Source organism: Comamonas sp. F1-6, assembly GCF_039581415.1.
GTDB lineage: Bacteria > Pseudomonadota > Gammaproteobacteria > Burkholderiales > Burkholderiaceae_C > Comamonas > Comamonas thiooxydans.
Genome location: NZ_JBCPWN010000013.1, coordinates 1 through 13,843, shown reverse-complemented (window position 1 = coordinate 13,843; position 13,843 = coordinate 1). Strand labels below are relative to the sequence as shown.

13 protein-coding genes and 2 pseudogenes are annotated in these 13,843 nt (G+C 57.7%); 10 read left to right on the top strand and 5 right to left on the bottom strand.

Translation table 11 applies throughout. From position 1 onward, the window contains the following. Nucleotides 1-78 precede the first annotated feature (78 nt). Nucleotides 79-1,953 (top strand): hypothetical protein, encoded by a 1,875-nt coding sequence (locus AAIL66_RS14260; protein ID WP_343497015.1) that lies wholly within the window; start codon nt 79-81, stop codon nt 1,951-1,953. Between the two features lie 18 nt (nt 1,954-1,971). On the opposite strand, the gene AAIL66_RS14255 is transcribed toward AAIL66_RS14260, so the two are convergent. Both AAIL66_RS14255 and AAIL66_RS14250 read right to left on the bottom strand, forming a co-directional pair. Continuing rightward, nucleotides 1,972-2,946, bottom strand: coding sequence for an NAD-dependent epimerase/dehydratase family protein (locus tag AAIL66_RS14255; protein WP_034409849.1), 975 nt, complete (start codon nt 2,944-2,946; stop codon nt 1,972-1,974). A 207-nt stretch (nt 2,947-3,153) separates the two neighbouring features. After that, nucleotides 3,154-3,537, bottom strand: a complete 384-nt coding sequence (locus tag AAIL66_RS14250; RefSeq protein WP_343497014.1) for a LysR substrate-binding domain-containing protein — start codon at nt 3,535-3,537, stop codon at nt 3,154-3,156. 364 nt (nt 3,538-3,901) lie between these two features. On the opposite strand from AAIL66_RS14250, the gene trpB reads away from it, so the two are divergent. The 6 genes and pseudogenes from trpB (at nt 3,902) to AAIL66_RS14220 (ending at nt 9,341) form a co-directional block, all read left to right on the top strand. Beyond that, nucleotides 3,902-5,098, top strand: a complete 1,197-nt coding sequence (trpB, locus tag AAIL66_RS14245) for a tryptophan synthase subunit beta (RefSeq protein ID WP_343497087.1) — start codon at nt 3,902-3,904, stop codon at nt 5,096-5,098. Further along, the gene (gene trpA / locus AAIL66_RS14240) at nt 5,095-5,892 is read left to right on the top strand and encodes a tryptophan synthase subunit alpha (protein WP_343497013.1); all 798 of its coding nucleotides are present in this window, start codon (nt 5,095-5,097) and stop codon (nt 5,890-5,892) included. The genes trpB and trpA overlap by 4 nt, the downstream gene beginning before the upstream one ends. Before the next feature lie 67 nt (nt 5,893-5,959). Beyond that, nucleotides 5,960-6,853 (top strand): DMT family transporter, encoded by an 894-nt coding sequence (locus tag AAIL66_RS14235; RefSeq protein WP_343497012.1) that lies wholly within the window; start codon nt 5,960-5,962, stop codon nt 6,851-6,853. A 25-nt stretch (nt 6,854-6,878) separates the two neighbouring features. After that, on the top strand, nt 6,879-7,793 hold the full coding sequence (locus AAIL66_RS14230; protein WP_304349220.1) for a LysR family transcriptional regulator: 915 nt from the start codon (nt 6,879-6,881) through the stop codon (nt 7,791-7,793). Nucleotides 7,794-8,223: 430 nt separating this feature from the next. Next, nucleotides 8,224-8,538: pseudogene (locus AAIL66_RS14225) on the top strand (IS30 family transposase); the annotation flags it as partial. 368 nt (nt 8,539-8,906) lie between these two features. Then, nucleotides 8,907-9,341 (top strand): sel1 repeat family protein, encoded by a 435-nt coding sequence (locus AAIL66_RS14220; RefSeq protein WP_343497011.1) that lies wholly within the window; start codon nt 8,907-8,909, stop codon nt 9,339-9,341. A 219-nt stretch (nt 9,342-9,560) separates the two neighbouring features. Here the strand turns inward: AAIL66_RS14220 and AAIL66_RS14215 are convergent, their stop codons facing one another. Both AAIL66_RS14215 and AAIL66_RS14210 read right to left on the bottom strand, forming a co-directional pair. Further along, complete coding sequence (locus AAIL66_RS14215; protein WP_343497086.1) at nt 9,561-10,544, bottom strand: catalase family peroxidase; 984 nt, start codon at nt 10,542-10,544, stop codon at nt 9,561-9,563. Between the two features lie 49 nt (nt 10,545-10,593). Further along, nucleotides 10,594-10,983, bottom strand: a complete 390-nt coding sequence (locus tag AAIL66_RS14210; protein WP_343497010.1) for a hypothetical protein — start codon at nt 10,981-10,983, stop codon at nt 10,594-10,596. Between the two features lie 270 nt (nt 10,984-11,253). Between AAIL66_RS14210 and AAIL66_RS14205 the strand changes: the two genes are divergently transcribed. Continuing rightward, nucleotides 11,254-11,709: a MerR family transcriptional regulator gene (locus AAIL66_RS14205; protein ID WP_343497009.1), complete on the top strand. Its 456-nt coding sequence runs from the start codon at nt 11,254-11,256 to the stop codon at nt 11,707-11,709. Here AAIL66_RS14205 and AAIL66_RS14200 read toward each other — a convergent pair. Further along, nucleotides 11,694-11,912, bottom strand: a pseudogene (locus tag AAIL66_RS14200) (type 1 glutamine amidotransferase domain-containing protein); the annotation flags it as partial. The gene AAIL66_RS14205 and the pseudogene AAIL66_RS14200 sit on opposite strands and share 16 nt — an antisense overlap. 262 nt (nt 11,913-12,174) lie before the next feature. On the opposite strand from AAIL66_RS14200, the gene AAIL66_RS14195 reads away from it, so the two are divergent. Beyond that, on the top strand, nt 12,175-12,975 hold the full coding sequence (locus AAIL66_RS14195; RefSeq protein ID WP_343497008.1) for a MetQ/NlpA family ABC transporter substrate-binding protein: 801 nt from the start codon (nt 12,175-12,177) through the stop codon (nt 12,973-12,975). 4 nt (nt 12,976-12,979) lie between these two features. After that, nucleotides 12,980-13,843 (top strand): DUF6817 domain-containing protein (locus tag AAIL66_RS14190; RefSeq protein ID WP_343497007.1); only part of this gene is annotated, 864 nt, incomplete at its 3' end.

Here is a 13,843-nt window from a genome sequence, read left to right as displayed (position 1 = left end):
CTGAGTCGTCCCGGGCCAGCGGCCCGGCAGCCGCTTTCTATACTGCAAGCCTGCTGAACTGTCTTGTGGATCGACTTCATGGTTTTTTTACCTCGCATTCCCGCGCCTGTTTCCCTGACCGCGATGGCGGTGGCCTTGTTGCTGGCGGGCCCTGCGCCGCAGGCGGCCGAGCCTGAAAGGCAGACGGGGGTTGCGCGACAGGCGGACTCGCCCGCCGAACAGGACTCGCCTTTTTTCAGGCTGCGCCGTGCCGTGGTCGAGGCCGCACAGGGCAAGCGTTGGGACGATGCCGTTGCCCAGGCGCGCAAGTTGCTGGACATGACGCTGCCGCGCGGCAATCCTTACGAGCAGCTTGATGCCTCCGGTTTGCTCTACGCCTTGCTCTATCAGCAAGGGCAGTACGTGCAGGCCGTGTTGCAGACCGACCGGATGATGGCTCTGGCCGCGGCCGAGGGCTACGACCCGGTCAGCGGTCAGATGCAGGCGCTGATACAGCGCGGTCTGACGGCCGCCATGATGGCCGGCGATCAGGGCGCACTGACTCGCTATCTGCAGGCGCTCCGGCAGGAGTCCAAGGCTTTTGAGCCGCTGTGGCAGTGGAATACGGCAGACCAGCAGCTGCACTACCAGGCCGCGCAGCTCAGCGTGCCGCTGGTGCAGGGGCGCTGGGTACTGGTCCAGCTGGAGCCGGCCAGGGATCGCAAGGATGTCGCGAGCCTGGAGTACGTCTATCTGAAGCCCGATGGCAGGCGCCTGCGGGTCCGCATGCGGCTCGGTTATGACGATGGTCTGAAAGACATGGATGCTGCAGGCAGGGAGAAATTGTTGCAGCAGAAGCGCACCATTTTTGCCGGCGAGCAGACGCCCGAGCCTGGGCTCAGGTTGCCGGCCCTGCCGTTTGCCGACGCCGTGCAAAGCCAGCAGGCCAGCCGCGAGAAAAGAGAAGAGGGGAGGCCCGACGTCCTGCACCTGGACTGGGGTCTGGTGCGCGGCAACTGGAGACTGAGCCTGCATGCCGAGCAAATGGACAGCGAGCGTGATAGCGCGCTGCAGCAGCTGCCCCAGCTCTGGCAGGCCATGCAATGGCCCAAAGCGCCCGAGCTGCCGCCTGAGCTGCCGCGCCAGGAGCGCGAGGTGAGCCATGCCTGGCGGGGCGATGACGACTGGCCCAGGGCCGGTCAACTGGCCCGCGCGGCCCTGGCCGATGCCCAGTTTCCCGCCGAGCTGGCACGCCTGAATACGGTGGCGGGCATCTCGGCCTTCAAGGCCGGTCAGCAAGCCGAGGCTGGCCGCTATCTGGATCAGGCACTGCAGGCCTGGCCCTATGTCAGCCTGTTCAGGCTGGAGTCCGAACTGGTGGACCTGGCGCAGCAATATGGGGCCGAGCTGGCAGCGCAGCAGGGTCGCGACGGCGATGCCGCGCGGCTGATGCGCCAGTACCTGCGCAATGCTGGCGGGCTGCAGAACATCTGGGTGCAGGCCAGTGACCCGCAGGTGGCCGATCTGGAAAATCGGCGCACCGGCATGGTGCTGCCCATGCGTGCGGCGGGCTTTCATCTGCAGGAGCCACGGGACTCGCAGCGCATGATGTACCGCGATCTGATGACCGGGCAGCAACTGGGCCTGACCACGGGGCTGAAGATCCCCGAGTCCGACGAAGCACAGGAAAAGCTGCTGCGCATCGCGCTGGAAAAGCAGTTCCGCCTGAAGGCGGGGAGCTTGAAGAAGCGCAGCTTTACTGCGCAGACGCGCTCCAGGGACCGCCGGCCTGAAGGCCGCGAATGGACGTTTGAAGTGAGCCCGCAGGAGAGCCGGCCGGGCGCTGCTCCCGTCAAGCGCGTCGTCTTCTGGATGGTTGACCAGGGCGCAAGCCGCGCCATCCTGCGCGCCTCGGTGGCGAGCCCACGCGAGCAAACCCGGGCCGAGCAGCTGGCCCAGGCGCTGAGCTGGTAGTTCTTTGGTTATTGATACTTATTTGATAGCTGATTTCGCAGTCTGAGTAAGGGATTGTTGCTGAAATTCATCGGCAATCAGCGCCAGCCCCTGCTGGTAGCTGGTAACGGAAAACCATGGAAATGCCTGCTTGAATTTGCTGGAGTCAAACAGATTGTCGTGGGCATAGCGGGGCAGCAGCTCTCGCAGCTCTGCCACGGGTTTGGAGATCAGGCCGGCTGCGCTCAGTGTCCAGCGGGGCAGCAGGTGATGGTGGGAAGACCGGAGAGGGCGACCAAAGCTCTGGCTGGCCCAGTCGATCAGTTGCTTGTAGCTGGGACGCTCATCGTCGCAAGGCAGATGCCAGGTTTGACCGTAAGCATCTGGCGTGTTGCCCAGCAAGGCCAGTGAGCGGCTGGCATCGGGCGTCCAGATCAGGGTGCGCAGACAGTCGTCTCGCACGGGGGCCAGCGGTGTCTTGCCGGCCTTGAGCCTGTCAATCACCAAGGTGTTGGTGATGCTCTGCGTCTGCGCCGGGCCGTAGAACTCGGGTGCGCGCGCGATCAGAACGGGAATCTCGCTGCGCGCCATCTCGGACAGCACCATCTCGGCCATGGCGGCGCGCACCCGGCCTTTGCGCCCCACAGGGGCAAACGCCGTCTGCTCGGTCTGCAGTTGCGCGTTCTGCGGGTACATATAGGTGTTGTCGAAGTAGACAAATGGAGCGCCTGCAGCGCGGCTGGCCGCCAGAGCGTTGTGCAGCATGGTCGGAAACTGCTGCTCCCAGAGTTGCGTATCGGGAGGCAGACCTGCGGTGAAATACACCACGCTGCTGCCCTGAACGGCCCTGGCAGTCTGCTCGGCATCGAGCAGATCGGCGGCTTCGAGCAGGTCGGTGTCATGTACCTTGCGCGGGTTGCGGCTCACCAGCTTGAGCTCATCGCTGTAGTTGCGCTTGAGTTCGCGCGCCAGCTCGGTGGCGATCTGCCCGTTGGCGCCCAATATGGTCTGCATTCCTGCTCCTGGATGAATAGCTTCACCAGCCTTGATGGCCGGGAATAAGGCAAGCGTAAGCTTGAAGCTTGGTTCAAGGTCAAGCGTAATTTGCGCAGGAATGGCGGGCTTTCCCGCCCAGCTCAGAAGGAGAGCTGGCCTGGGCGAGGAGCAGCGCGCTCAGCCAACAGTTGCTAGTCAGGCAGTCATCTACCTACAGCTTTGTGCTTAGTTCAGCTGCCGGGTATGAACCAGTCGCAATGCCCTCTGGAATTCCTGAGCCATGGCAGAAAGCGCCTTGCCCCGTCGCGAGATCAAGCCGATGCTGCGTAGTACCTGCGGCTCTATCAACGGGATGCCGCAGAGATCGGTCCCGCTGATTGCATGCTGAGGGACCGCGCCCACGCCCACTCCGCGCCGAACCAGGCTTAGCAGGCTGGGGACATGTTGGACCTCACATACCCAATGGGGTTGGACGACGGTGTTTGACAGAGCCTGGTCGATGAGCAGGCGATTGTCGCTGCCTTGTGCTTGAGTGACACAGTCCTGATGTGCCAGTTCACTCCAGCTGATGCTGCTGCGGGTGTTGCATTGTGAGTCGCAAGACGTCACGAGATTTGAATGGAGCCCTGCTGTGCGGTTTGTTTCTGGGGGCGCACACCTCGTGCCTAACTCCGTCTGTAGATGTGCAGTCTGTTCCTCGTTTCAAGTACCTGGATCGTCTTGGCAGACAGGTCAGTCCAAAGTTAATGATCAGTGCTTGCATTGACGGGAAGTCCCTGTAATGCAGCAAAGCCAGTGCTATGCAAAAACAGCCTACCCTAAGACCTAACTAGCCTTAATCCATCCCTCCTGCAACCTACGATGGCCGCCCGAGGGAGAACATTCCAACGCATGCATATCGAATCGCATTCAGCCACTCGGCTTTTTCATGACTGCAAGCGGTATGCGTCCAATTAACTACGAAGGTATAGAAATGTTTGCCAATGTGGAGATGGCTAGGCGGTTTGGGGCCAACGCCTTCTATGGAGGTAGCTATGTGTCGGAAAGCTTGGTCAGCGTGCTTACTGAAGTTGAAGAAGCATTTGAGTCTGCTCGCAACGACCCGGAATTTGTAAAGGCATTGTGGCTCGTCTTGCAAAATTTCGCGGGCCGAGAAACGCCTTTGGGCTACGCAAGCCGCTTGTCGACTCAACTCGGAAGACACATCTATCTCAAGCGCGAGGATCTGCTGCACGGCGGCGCACACAAGACTAACAGCACCATTGGCCAGTTACTTCTGGCTAAACGCATGGGCAAGACCCGGATCATTGCTGAAACAGGTGCAGGCCAGCATGGCGTTGCCACGGCGATGACTGGGGCCGCCTTGAATTTGCCTGTAGAAATTTACATGGGGGCAGTGGACATTGAGCGACAGCAACAAAACGTCAGGCGGATGGAGTTATTCGGAGCAAAAGTGCATCCCGTTGAAACGGGCGGCGCAACCCTGAAAGACGCGATCAACGAAGCAATGCGGGACTGGATCACGAATGTAGGAAGTACCTACCACTGCTTCGGGACGGCTGCAGGCCCTTATCCCTATCCTTCAATGATCAAGTATTTCCAATCCGTCATCGGCTTGGAGTCACGTCGACAAATACTCGAACAGACTGGTCAATTACCAGCAGCGGTATATGCGTGTATTGGCGGGGGAAGCAACGCTGTGGGTTTGTATGCGGGGTTTGAAAACGATGCAGATGTTGCGTTGTATGGCGCGGAGCCTGCCGGATTGGCAGACGGCTCGTTGAAGCATGCTGCCACCCTGACCCAGGGGGCGGTGGGGGTATTTCACGGCATGCGCTCCCTTTTCCTGCAAAACAGCGATGGACAAATAACCAAAACGCACTCAATCGCAGCTGGCTTGGACTACCCTGGTGTTGGGCCAGAACTTGTCGCGCTACAGGAGAGCGGCCGAGCCACCTTTGTCGCCATCAGCGATAAAGAGGCTCTCGAGGCCTTTGAGCGTCTGTCCCAACTCGAAGGGATCATCCCCGCTTTCGAGTCAGCACACGCACTGGCACTAGCCATTCATAGCAGCCAGGATCATCCGCCTGGCAGCAACCTTGTCGTGTGCCTCTCGGGCCGTGGAGACAAGGACTTGGATCAATACTGGCAAATCAAGGGGCTCGCATGACCAATCGCTTCAATCAGCTGTTTGCAAATCCCCAGCGGAAGGCTTTCATTCCGTTCTTCACTCTAGGTGATCCCAATCCAGAATCAAGCTTCGAGCTGATTTGTACAGCTGTGGATGCGGGAGCCGATGCCCTCGAATTGGGATTTCCGTTCTCGGACCCAATCACTGATGGTCCTGTTAATCAACGCTCAATGCATCGAGCACTGAAAGCGGGAACAAACTACGAGACCTGCTTAACGCTGCTTCGCCGAATCAGGAAAAAGTATCCCTCACTTCCAATCGGCCTGCTTCTCTACTACAACCTCTTGTATATGCGCGGCAGTGAGGCATACGCTGAGTTTTCAGAAATCGGGATAGACGCCATTGTCTGCTCTGATCTGCCATTCGACGAAAGCGAATGGCACATGCAAAAGCTCGCTGATACTGGGTTGGGCTGCATCCAGATGATCGCACCCAATACACCAAGCGAACGTGCTGTGAGTTTGCTGAAGCACTCATCCGCATTTACCTATGTGATCAGTCGATTCGGAACCACTGGCACCAATGAGCATTTTGAGACGGAAGCTCTTACACGTATTGAGAGTCTGAGTCAGGTATCCACTCAGCCTATCGTTGTCGGGTTCGGGATCAGTAAAGTGCCACAAGTTCAAGACTTCTGGAAGCATGGCGCAAACGGCGTCATTATCGGAAGCCTCTTCAGCCTGCAGATCGAAAATAGCCTTCACGACATTCCCTCTGTGCAAGCATTCATCGACGGTTTCATCTCCGAAGTGCAGGCGAGCAAGGCATGCTAAGGCAAGTATCATTGAGAGGTTTCAGCGCGAGAGATGCGGCCATCATTCTTTCAACGAGGATAGCAAAGTGAGTAGCAGTGACTGGGTACGGCTGCTGCTCCTGAGTGCAGTATGGGGAGCCTCGTTCATTTTCATGCGCGTACTCGCACCAGTGCTTGGGCCGGTAGTCACCGCAGACTTGCGCGTAGCTGTTGGCGGTTGCGCACTGCTGCTGTACTTCCTGCTCATCCGCTTTCGCCCGCAGTGGCGTCAGCACTGGTGCCAATATGCAGTGATTGGAACATTCAATGTCGGTGTCCCACTCTTGCTGTTTTCCTATGCGGCGCAGCACATCCCAGCCTCCTATTCCGCCATCATTAATGCCACCACGCCCTTGTTTGGATCGGTATTCGCCGCAGTCTGGCTAAAAGAGGCATTTACCCGCATCAAGGCAATAGGCCTGCTGCTGGGCATCGCCGGGGTTGCAACCATCACTGGAGCCAGTCTTCCGACCAGTACGTCTGCAGCATTCATGCCCTCCGTGTTCGCATGCCTGCTCGCAGCTGTCTCGTATGCAGGGGCTGGCATCTACATCAAACGTTGCGCGTCCCATGTCAATCCGATAGGCTCGGCAGGCTGCGCACAGATATTTGCCGCCATGGCATTATTGCCGTTCTGGTTAGCGGCACCCCCTACCGGCCCGATAGACAGCACGATAGTATTCAACGTAATGGGAGTAGGTTTGTTGAGCAGTGCCCTTGGCTTTCTGCTCTACTTTCGCTTGGTTCGGGACATCGGTCCGGCCAGGGCGATGATGGTCGCGTTTCTTACACCGCTCTTCGGCATCGTATGGGGCATACTATTCTTGGGTGAGGTCTTGGACCCTCCTGTTATCGTTGGCGGCTCAATGATTGTTCTGTCCACGCTATTAATTTTGAACAGTGGAACACTCCTAGAACCGCCCGCCTGCACAGCTCGATAGAGAATTAATTTAGCAATGAAATCTTATGGAACTTCGCCATTTGCGCTGCTTTCTAGCAGTTGCGGAAGAACTTCACTTTTCACGGGCTGCGGAAAAACTACACATTGATCAATCTCCTCTGTCTCGCACTATCAAAGAGCTGGAAAAAGAATTGGATGTGGATCTTTTCGCAAGAAGCACACGAAATACCCAATTGACTCCTGCTGGGAAAATATTTCTGGAGCATGTTCCAAGAATATTCGCAGCTGTAGAGCAAAGTCAGGATGCCATCAGGTCATGGAAGAGCGGATATCGAGGACAGCTACGTATAGCTCAAGCCGATTTCGGAACCTCTCACCGCTTTCCAATTTTACTGGCTAGATGCCACGAAAATTTCCCGGGAGTCGACATTCGATTATTTGAGGTTTCTGAGTCGAACCTTATTTCCGGTCTACATGGCGATATATACGATGCGGGATTCTGTCATACGGCTATATCCGATAGATTGCTAGTTGCGGAGCATGTCTTGAGTGAGCCACTAGTTGCGGCACTGCCGCTATCCCACCCTCTCCTAAATTATGACCGGATACCGCTGGAAAAGCTCAAAAGCTATCCATTGGTTATAGGCGATCAAAGTTGGTGCACTGGATTTTCAGATCAAGTGGCACGCGTACTTGCACACTCACATCAAAAGCCATTTATCGCAGGCAGAGTTGCCACATCAGAGTTTATGTTGGCGCAAGTTTCAGCAGGAAAATGTGTTGGAGTAGTAGCTGAATCGCATATCCTTGGAAATAAAAAATATGCTGTCATGTCTCGACCTCTGGATATAAAAAATTCAATGCTTGATACCTACATTATTAGAAAAAACTCTATCCCAAGTCAGGAACTTTCTTATTTTATAGAAAATGCAAAAATTATTGCATCAACCACTAACTCAAGAATAAAAATACCTATTTGACATTGAAAAAGAGCAATAAATATTTCCCATCGCTGCCAGAAGTTATTCCGACAATACTCCTATCCATCAAGGATTGTTTTCGGCTCTTTGATAGATAAAGCAAGTGCAAATCAATTAACGCATATATTTTTTGCTCGAAAAATCCTACACATTTATCTTTGAGGTAGTCCATTATTTAAAATTTTATCCGGTGTTTCCATAAAAGATCCCATCATGAAAGGCTGTATTATGAAAGGAGCTTGCTAACGCTTAGCGAGAAATAAGCTTTATAAAATATCACCCACACCGAAAAAATTAATTTTTGCAACAAAGACAGTCGTCATCGTATTATCTTCTCCAAGCAATCTGCAAGTTTTACTTATCGGTAGCCGTGCAGGCTTGTTACTCAACCATCATTCCAACTACGAGTGCTCCAACAGCCAGGCATGCACAGACCTTGCCGCAAGAGCTCTACCGTTTCTTGACCTGGGACCGGGGATCGGAGTTGGCGGGACACAAGCGATTCACCGTGGCCACCGACATCCAAGTCTACTTCTGCGTTCCGTAGAACCCATGGCAGCGCGGAGCGAACGAGAACACCAACGGGCTACTCAGGCAGTACCTGCCCAAGGGCATTGACATCTCGGGCTACTCGCAGGAGGAGTTGGATGCGATTGCGAGAAAATTAAACGAGCGGCCCAGAAAGACCTTGGGGTACAGAACTCCGGCTGAGATGTTCAACGAATGCGTTGCATCGATCGGTTGAATCCACACTTACTGCAAGTCTTACTGCAAGTGGCGGATTCTGGCTGGTAGCAGCCTGCCGCCAAGGAATGTTCACGACCCGTTGCTGTCGTTCGCTGCGCCTTGATCAATGCCTGCAGTCCTTCAGTGCTACATCAGCATCGGCGACTCCAAAGCCAGTATCTGCTACTGGACTGCCGCCGATTCATCTTCTTATGAGTTAAAGCCTCCTCAAAACCCCGGGGCGGTCCAGTGCAGGCTTTTCGCTGGGTCGATACATCAGTTCGAATCAGCCTCTGGGTGGCCCTGAGGGCGTCTTCGAAAATTCCCAATTTTCAGCGAGCGAGATTGTTACGACGATGGGTCCACTCAGTTCAAGTGGAGACAAAAATGCGATTCGAATTCCGTTCAATTGCCACACGGGCCCGATATGCCGGACATGGCTTTTTCATCGCAGCAACCCTGTCTGGCGCGCTGGCGCTGGCGAACCCCTTGCCTTTTGACATGGCAACCACCCCAGAACAGCGATTTCAACTGGCCTTGGAAGCCCAGACTGCAGGTGACTACGCCCCTATGCTCGCGTTGCTGCGCCAGGCGGCCCGCGATGGCGAGGCACAAGCGCAGGAAACACTGGCATGGGTGCTTCTGGCCGGCCCAACCTTGTACGGCGCTGCGGTAAAGGCAGATCGCTGCGAGGCAGCTCACTGGCTGCGGCAAGCCGTCGCAAAGGGGAGTCAAACGGCCAGAAGCCAGTTGAATTTTCTGAACCGCCTGCGAAATGCACCGAGTGGCCAGACGGCCTGCGCATCCGAGTGGAAGGGGTGATATGCGCAAGATCCCTTTTCAGATCGCAGCGTCATCTTCAAGTATGTGCCACATGCCCAACGCGACTGGGACACGGCACTGTGTGGCCGCTATTGGCTGCTACTGGCCGATCAACGACAGTCGAAGATCGGCCGGTAACTTGCCTTCCAGGTTCACCTTTGCTTGACTTTGGCCTTGCTGGAACCTAAGGAGGAATGTACTGAGCTTGATCCTCGGAGTTCATTGACCACTCAAGCGCTTGCCAAATGACACCGCATAGGCCTGGGAGCGAAAGCGGAGCACCGGATCATTGGTGGGCGCAATGCCGTCGGCCATCACCATCGGATCAAAGTTGATCGGCTCGCACAAGCCTCCTTTCTGAGTCGAAGCGCTCGTGATCGTCAAGGTGCCGGCCTTGAACTCAGGTCGCTGTGCGGGCCATGATCGCGTGGGGTCGTCCTGCGGATCACCCGGCTGCCCGACCGTCACCAGCATGTCCCAGCGAGCCGGTTTTTCTGATGTGCTGCGGATCAATGCGGTTTCCAGAAAGTCCGACCCAGCCGTCTTCAGCGCCTCATTGCTTAGCGGCTTCTCTCCCTCCTGCGGTACGAAGCGCCAGCGCACCAGAGTCACCTTGTCCTGTGCATTGATGAACTTGAAGGTGTGAATGCCAAAGAATGCGCTACGGGTGTAGCTGTCGGGGGGGTTGTGGCTGGCCAGGTATTGCGCCTGAGCCAGGTTGTCAGGATGGGTGGCTTTGAATGCTTTGAGCTTTTCCGGATCCGGCTTGCCGGTGGCTGGATCGGGGCGCTGAGCTTCGGTCAAGTCCAGAAATGTTGCAGGGTGGGCGGCGCCGAACATGGGAGTGTTCAACATGGACATCTGGTGCACCTGACCCTGCGGGAGCTTGAATTGCAGGGCCATTCCACGCGCGCTTTGGGCAACATCTGGCGCCCTGGGGTTTCCTCCTGCCAGCGAGAAGCGCGCAATCACCGGAACGGCTTGGCCGGAAAACAGTGTGGAGCGCGAATATCTGGCGGCCTCGGCGGTAGCGGTGAATTCGCCCACCGCGCAGCTCCCCTTGATGTGATTGCGGCGCTCTCCCTGGTGAACGCCAAAGGTCGCTTCCAGGGCCTGGACCACCCGCGGTGCCGTCACTTCCGGCTCGGCTGCCTGCGTGAAAACCGGCGGCACCAGCATGGCACAGCTCAGCGCGAGCTTCATTTTTCGGAGCTTCATTGTTTCTTCCTTTTGATGATCCAGGCTTGATTGCTTAGGGTTTGGCGATGTGCCAGCTGTTGTTGAGTAATCCATCTCCCGTTCTGTCTCCAGGTTTGGCATCCTTGGCCCAGTAATAGAGAGGACGCCCCTTGTAGGCCCATTGCTGATCACCGTTGTCGCGGACAACCAAGCTCCAGTCACCGGTAGCCGTCGCACCGGAGGCCACCATCAGAGGCGGCCAGTTCGTGGCACAGCCACCGTTGCATACGCTCTTGCCGGATCCGGCGGCATCTTTGTCGAAGACATAGAGCGTCATCTGGTTGGGGCCAACGAGCACGCCATTCATGGCAGCAGCCGGCGTCTGCGCCTGGGCGGCAGTTGTCACGGCGCAGGCCGCCAGGAACACCGAGGTGAGAGTGGCGAAGGAAGCGAGACGGGTCATGGAGATCTCCTTGAGGTTGACCTGCTGTAAACAGTTCAATGACGCTGTTTATTCCATTGAAAACTCTGGCCGTTCATCCTCCGAGGCTGTCTAGGCAGAAATCGCCGTACACAGTGCCGCGCAAGGCGATCTCCCCATGGGTACCCGAATGGATCTGCGATTTCACTCCTTGAAGCATAGGCTTCACCGGCCTCGACGACCGGGAATGACGCAAGCGTAAGCTTGAAGCGTGGTTCAAGGTCAAGCGCGGATTGCGCGAGAATGGCGGACATGAAGATCGGAGAACTCGCCCAGCGCACAGGTCTTGCCGCATCGCGCATTCGCTTTTACGAACGCATCGGTTTGCTGAGCGCTGCCCAGCGCCAGGCCAACGGCTATCGCAGCTATCCCGAGGAGGCGGTGCTGGCGCTCAGGCTGATTGCCACGGCGCAGCGGGCCGGCTTCAGCCTGCAGGAGCTGCGCCAGTTGCTGCCGGGCGATCTGGAGCAGTGGCAGCATGACGAGTTGCTGGCCACACTGCATCGCAAGCTGCAGAGCATCGATCTGATGCTGGCACAGCTGACGCAAAATAGAGCCGAACTGGGCGAGCTGATCGCCCAGATCGAGGCCAGGCCTGAAGACATGGACTGCGCCAGCAACGCTCGGCGCGTGCTGTCGCAGATGCGCTTGCTGGAGCGGGAGGGGGACGGGGAGGCGGCGGGCCGGCCCGCTCAGCCCAGCAACTGAGCCACCTGCAGGGCAGTGGCCCGGGCCGACTGCGGGTTCTGCCCCGTCACCAGCCTGCCGTCCGTCACGACCTTGGAGACAAAGGGCAGCCAGGCTTTCTCATACCGGGCACCGCGCTGGCGCATCAGCGCTTGGGCGTTGTACGGCACTTGGCCGGCCACGCCGGCCAGCCTTTCTTCCAGCCAGGAAAAACCAGTCAGCCTGCAAGTGCAGTTCAATGTCAAGCATGTGATGTGCTTGAGGTGTTCCTGTTTTGATAGCTTCCATCGTTTTATGGGTAAGGGACTTGGCTGGTTTTTATTGATATTTTCCGAGCCGCGCTGCCAGCCATCCCGCTTTGTGATGGAGGCGGGCCCCAGCCTGGCTGCCGAGGTTTGCTTTATGCGTTAAGTTTCAAGCTGCTGTCCCTGAGTGTGCACATGCTCGGCGGACCTGAGTTTCCCGGATTTGTCTTGAAAGGTGCCCATGGTGCACAAGCGCTCTCTCGTAAAAGCCCTGGCGGTTGCCGCCTTCGTACCTGCCGCATTGCTGGCCCAGGCCCAGGATCTGGCCGTGACCGTTGGCGTGACGGCCGGTCCCCACGCCCAGATTGCCGAAGTGGCCAAGCAGGTTGCAGCCAGGCAGGGCCTGAAGGTCAGGTTGGTGGAGTTTGGCGACTTCATCCAGCCCAATGCGGCGCTGTCCACCGGCGATCTCGACGCCAATATCTATCAGCACCAGCCCTTCCTCGATGCCCAGAACAAGGATCGTGGCTACAAGCTGGTGCCCGTAGCCAAGGCCGTGAACCAGCAAATGGGCGTGTACTCCAGAAAGGTCAGAAAGCTGGCCGATCTCAAGAGCGGCGCGCGGGTGGGTATTCCCAACGATCCCACCAATGGCTCGCGTGCTCTGATGGTGCTGGCCAAGCAGGGATTGATCACGCTAAAGGCCGATGCCGGTGCGCGGGCTTCGGTGCTGGACATCACGGCCAATCCCAGAAAGCTCAGGTTTGTCGAGCTCGAAGCCGCCCAGCTGGCCCGCGCCCTCGATGATCTGGATGCCGCGGCTGTCAATAGCAGCTATGCCGTGGCAGCCGGTCTGTCCCCCCAGGGCGATTCGCTGGCGCTGGAAGATGTGAACACGCCTTATGTGACCGTGCTCATCGTCACGCGCGTCGGTCATGAAAGCAGCAAAGGCCTGCAGGCCTTTGTGAAGGCCTACCAGTCACCCGAGGTCAAGGCCTTTGTGGAAAAGACCTTCAAGGGTGCTTACACAACCGCATGGTGACCGCATGAATCAGCCCTGGAATCAACTGGATGCGCCGCTGTTCGAGCGCGCCAAGGCCTTGCTGGACGAGGAGTGGCTGAGCCGTGACGCCGATCTGGCGCCGCTGCTGCCCGTGGTACTGGAGCGCGGCGTGGGCCAGGATTGGCACAAGGCCGGTACTTTTCGCCACCACCTGGCAGGCGTGGCGCGCTCTCTGGCGCTGTGGCAGCAACCCAGGGAGGTGCGCCAGCTGGGTCTGCTGCACAGTGTCTACGGCAATGCCTTTGTCGATCTGGTCAAGTTCGATGCCGGCAACGAGCGCGATCAGCTCAAGCGCCTGGTCGGGGAGCAGGCCGAGCATCTGGTCTATCTTTTCTGCACCATGAGCCGCACCCAGTTCGTGCAAAAGCTGCTGGCAGGCGAGCTGGGCGCCGACGGCAGCCTGCAGATCGAGCGCAACGGCCCCGAGCCGCGGGAGACCATCAGACTCACCGCCTATGAAGTGGCTGTGTTCGCGATCGTCAGCATGGCCGACAGCATGGAGCAGTGGTTCAGCTGGCAGGAAGACATCTATTCGCGTTTCCCTTCCGTGGACCACAGTCGCCAGCAGGCCGTGCACTGGGCAGCGTCGCTGTGGCCCGGCCCCATGCGCCCCAGCAGCCGCATGCTCAGCCAGATCAGCGGCCTGGGCCAGGCGCTGCAGCATCCTGCTCTCAAGACCCAGCTGCCGCTGCCGCCCGTATTTGCGAACTGCAGCCAGCTGTTGAGCGCAGGCAGCGAGGCTGCGGCCGTGGCGCTGTACTGGTCGGTGATTCAGCTCGATCAGCCGTTGGTCGATCTGGACGCTGCCACCGCCACGCTGGAGCAGGCCGTGGCCCTCAACCCCTGG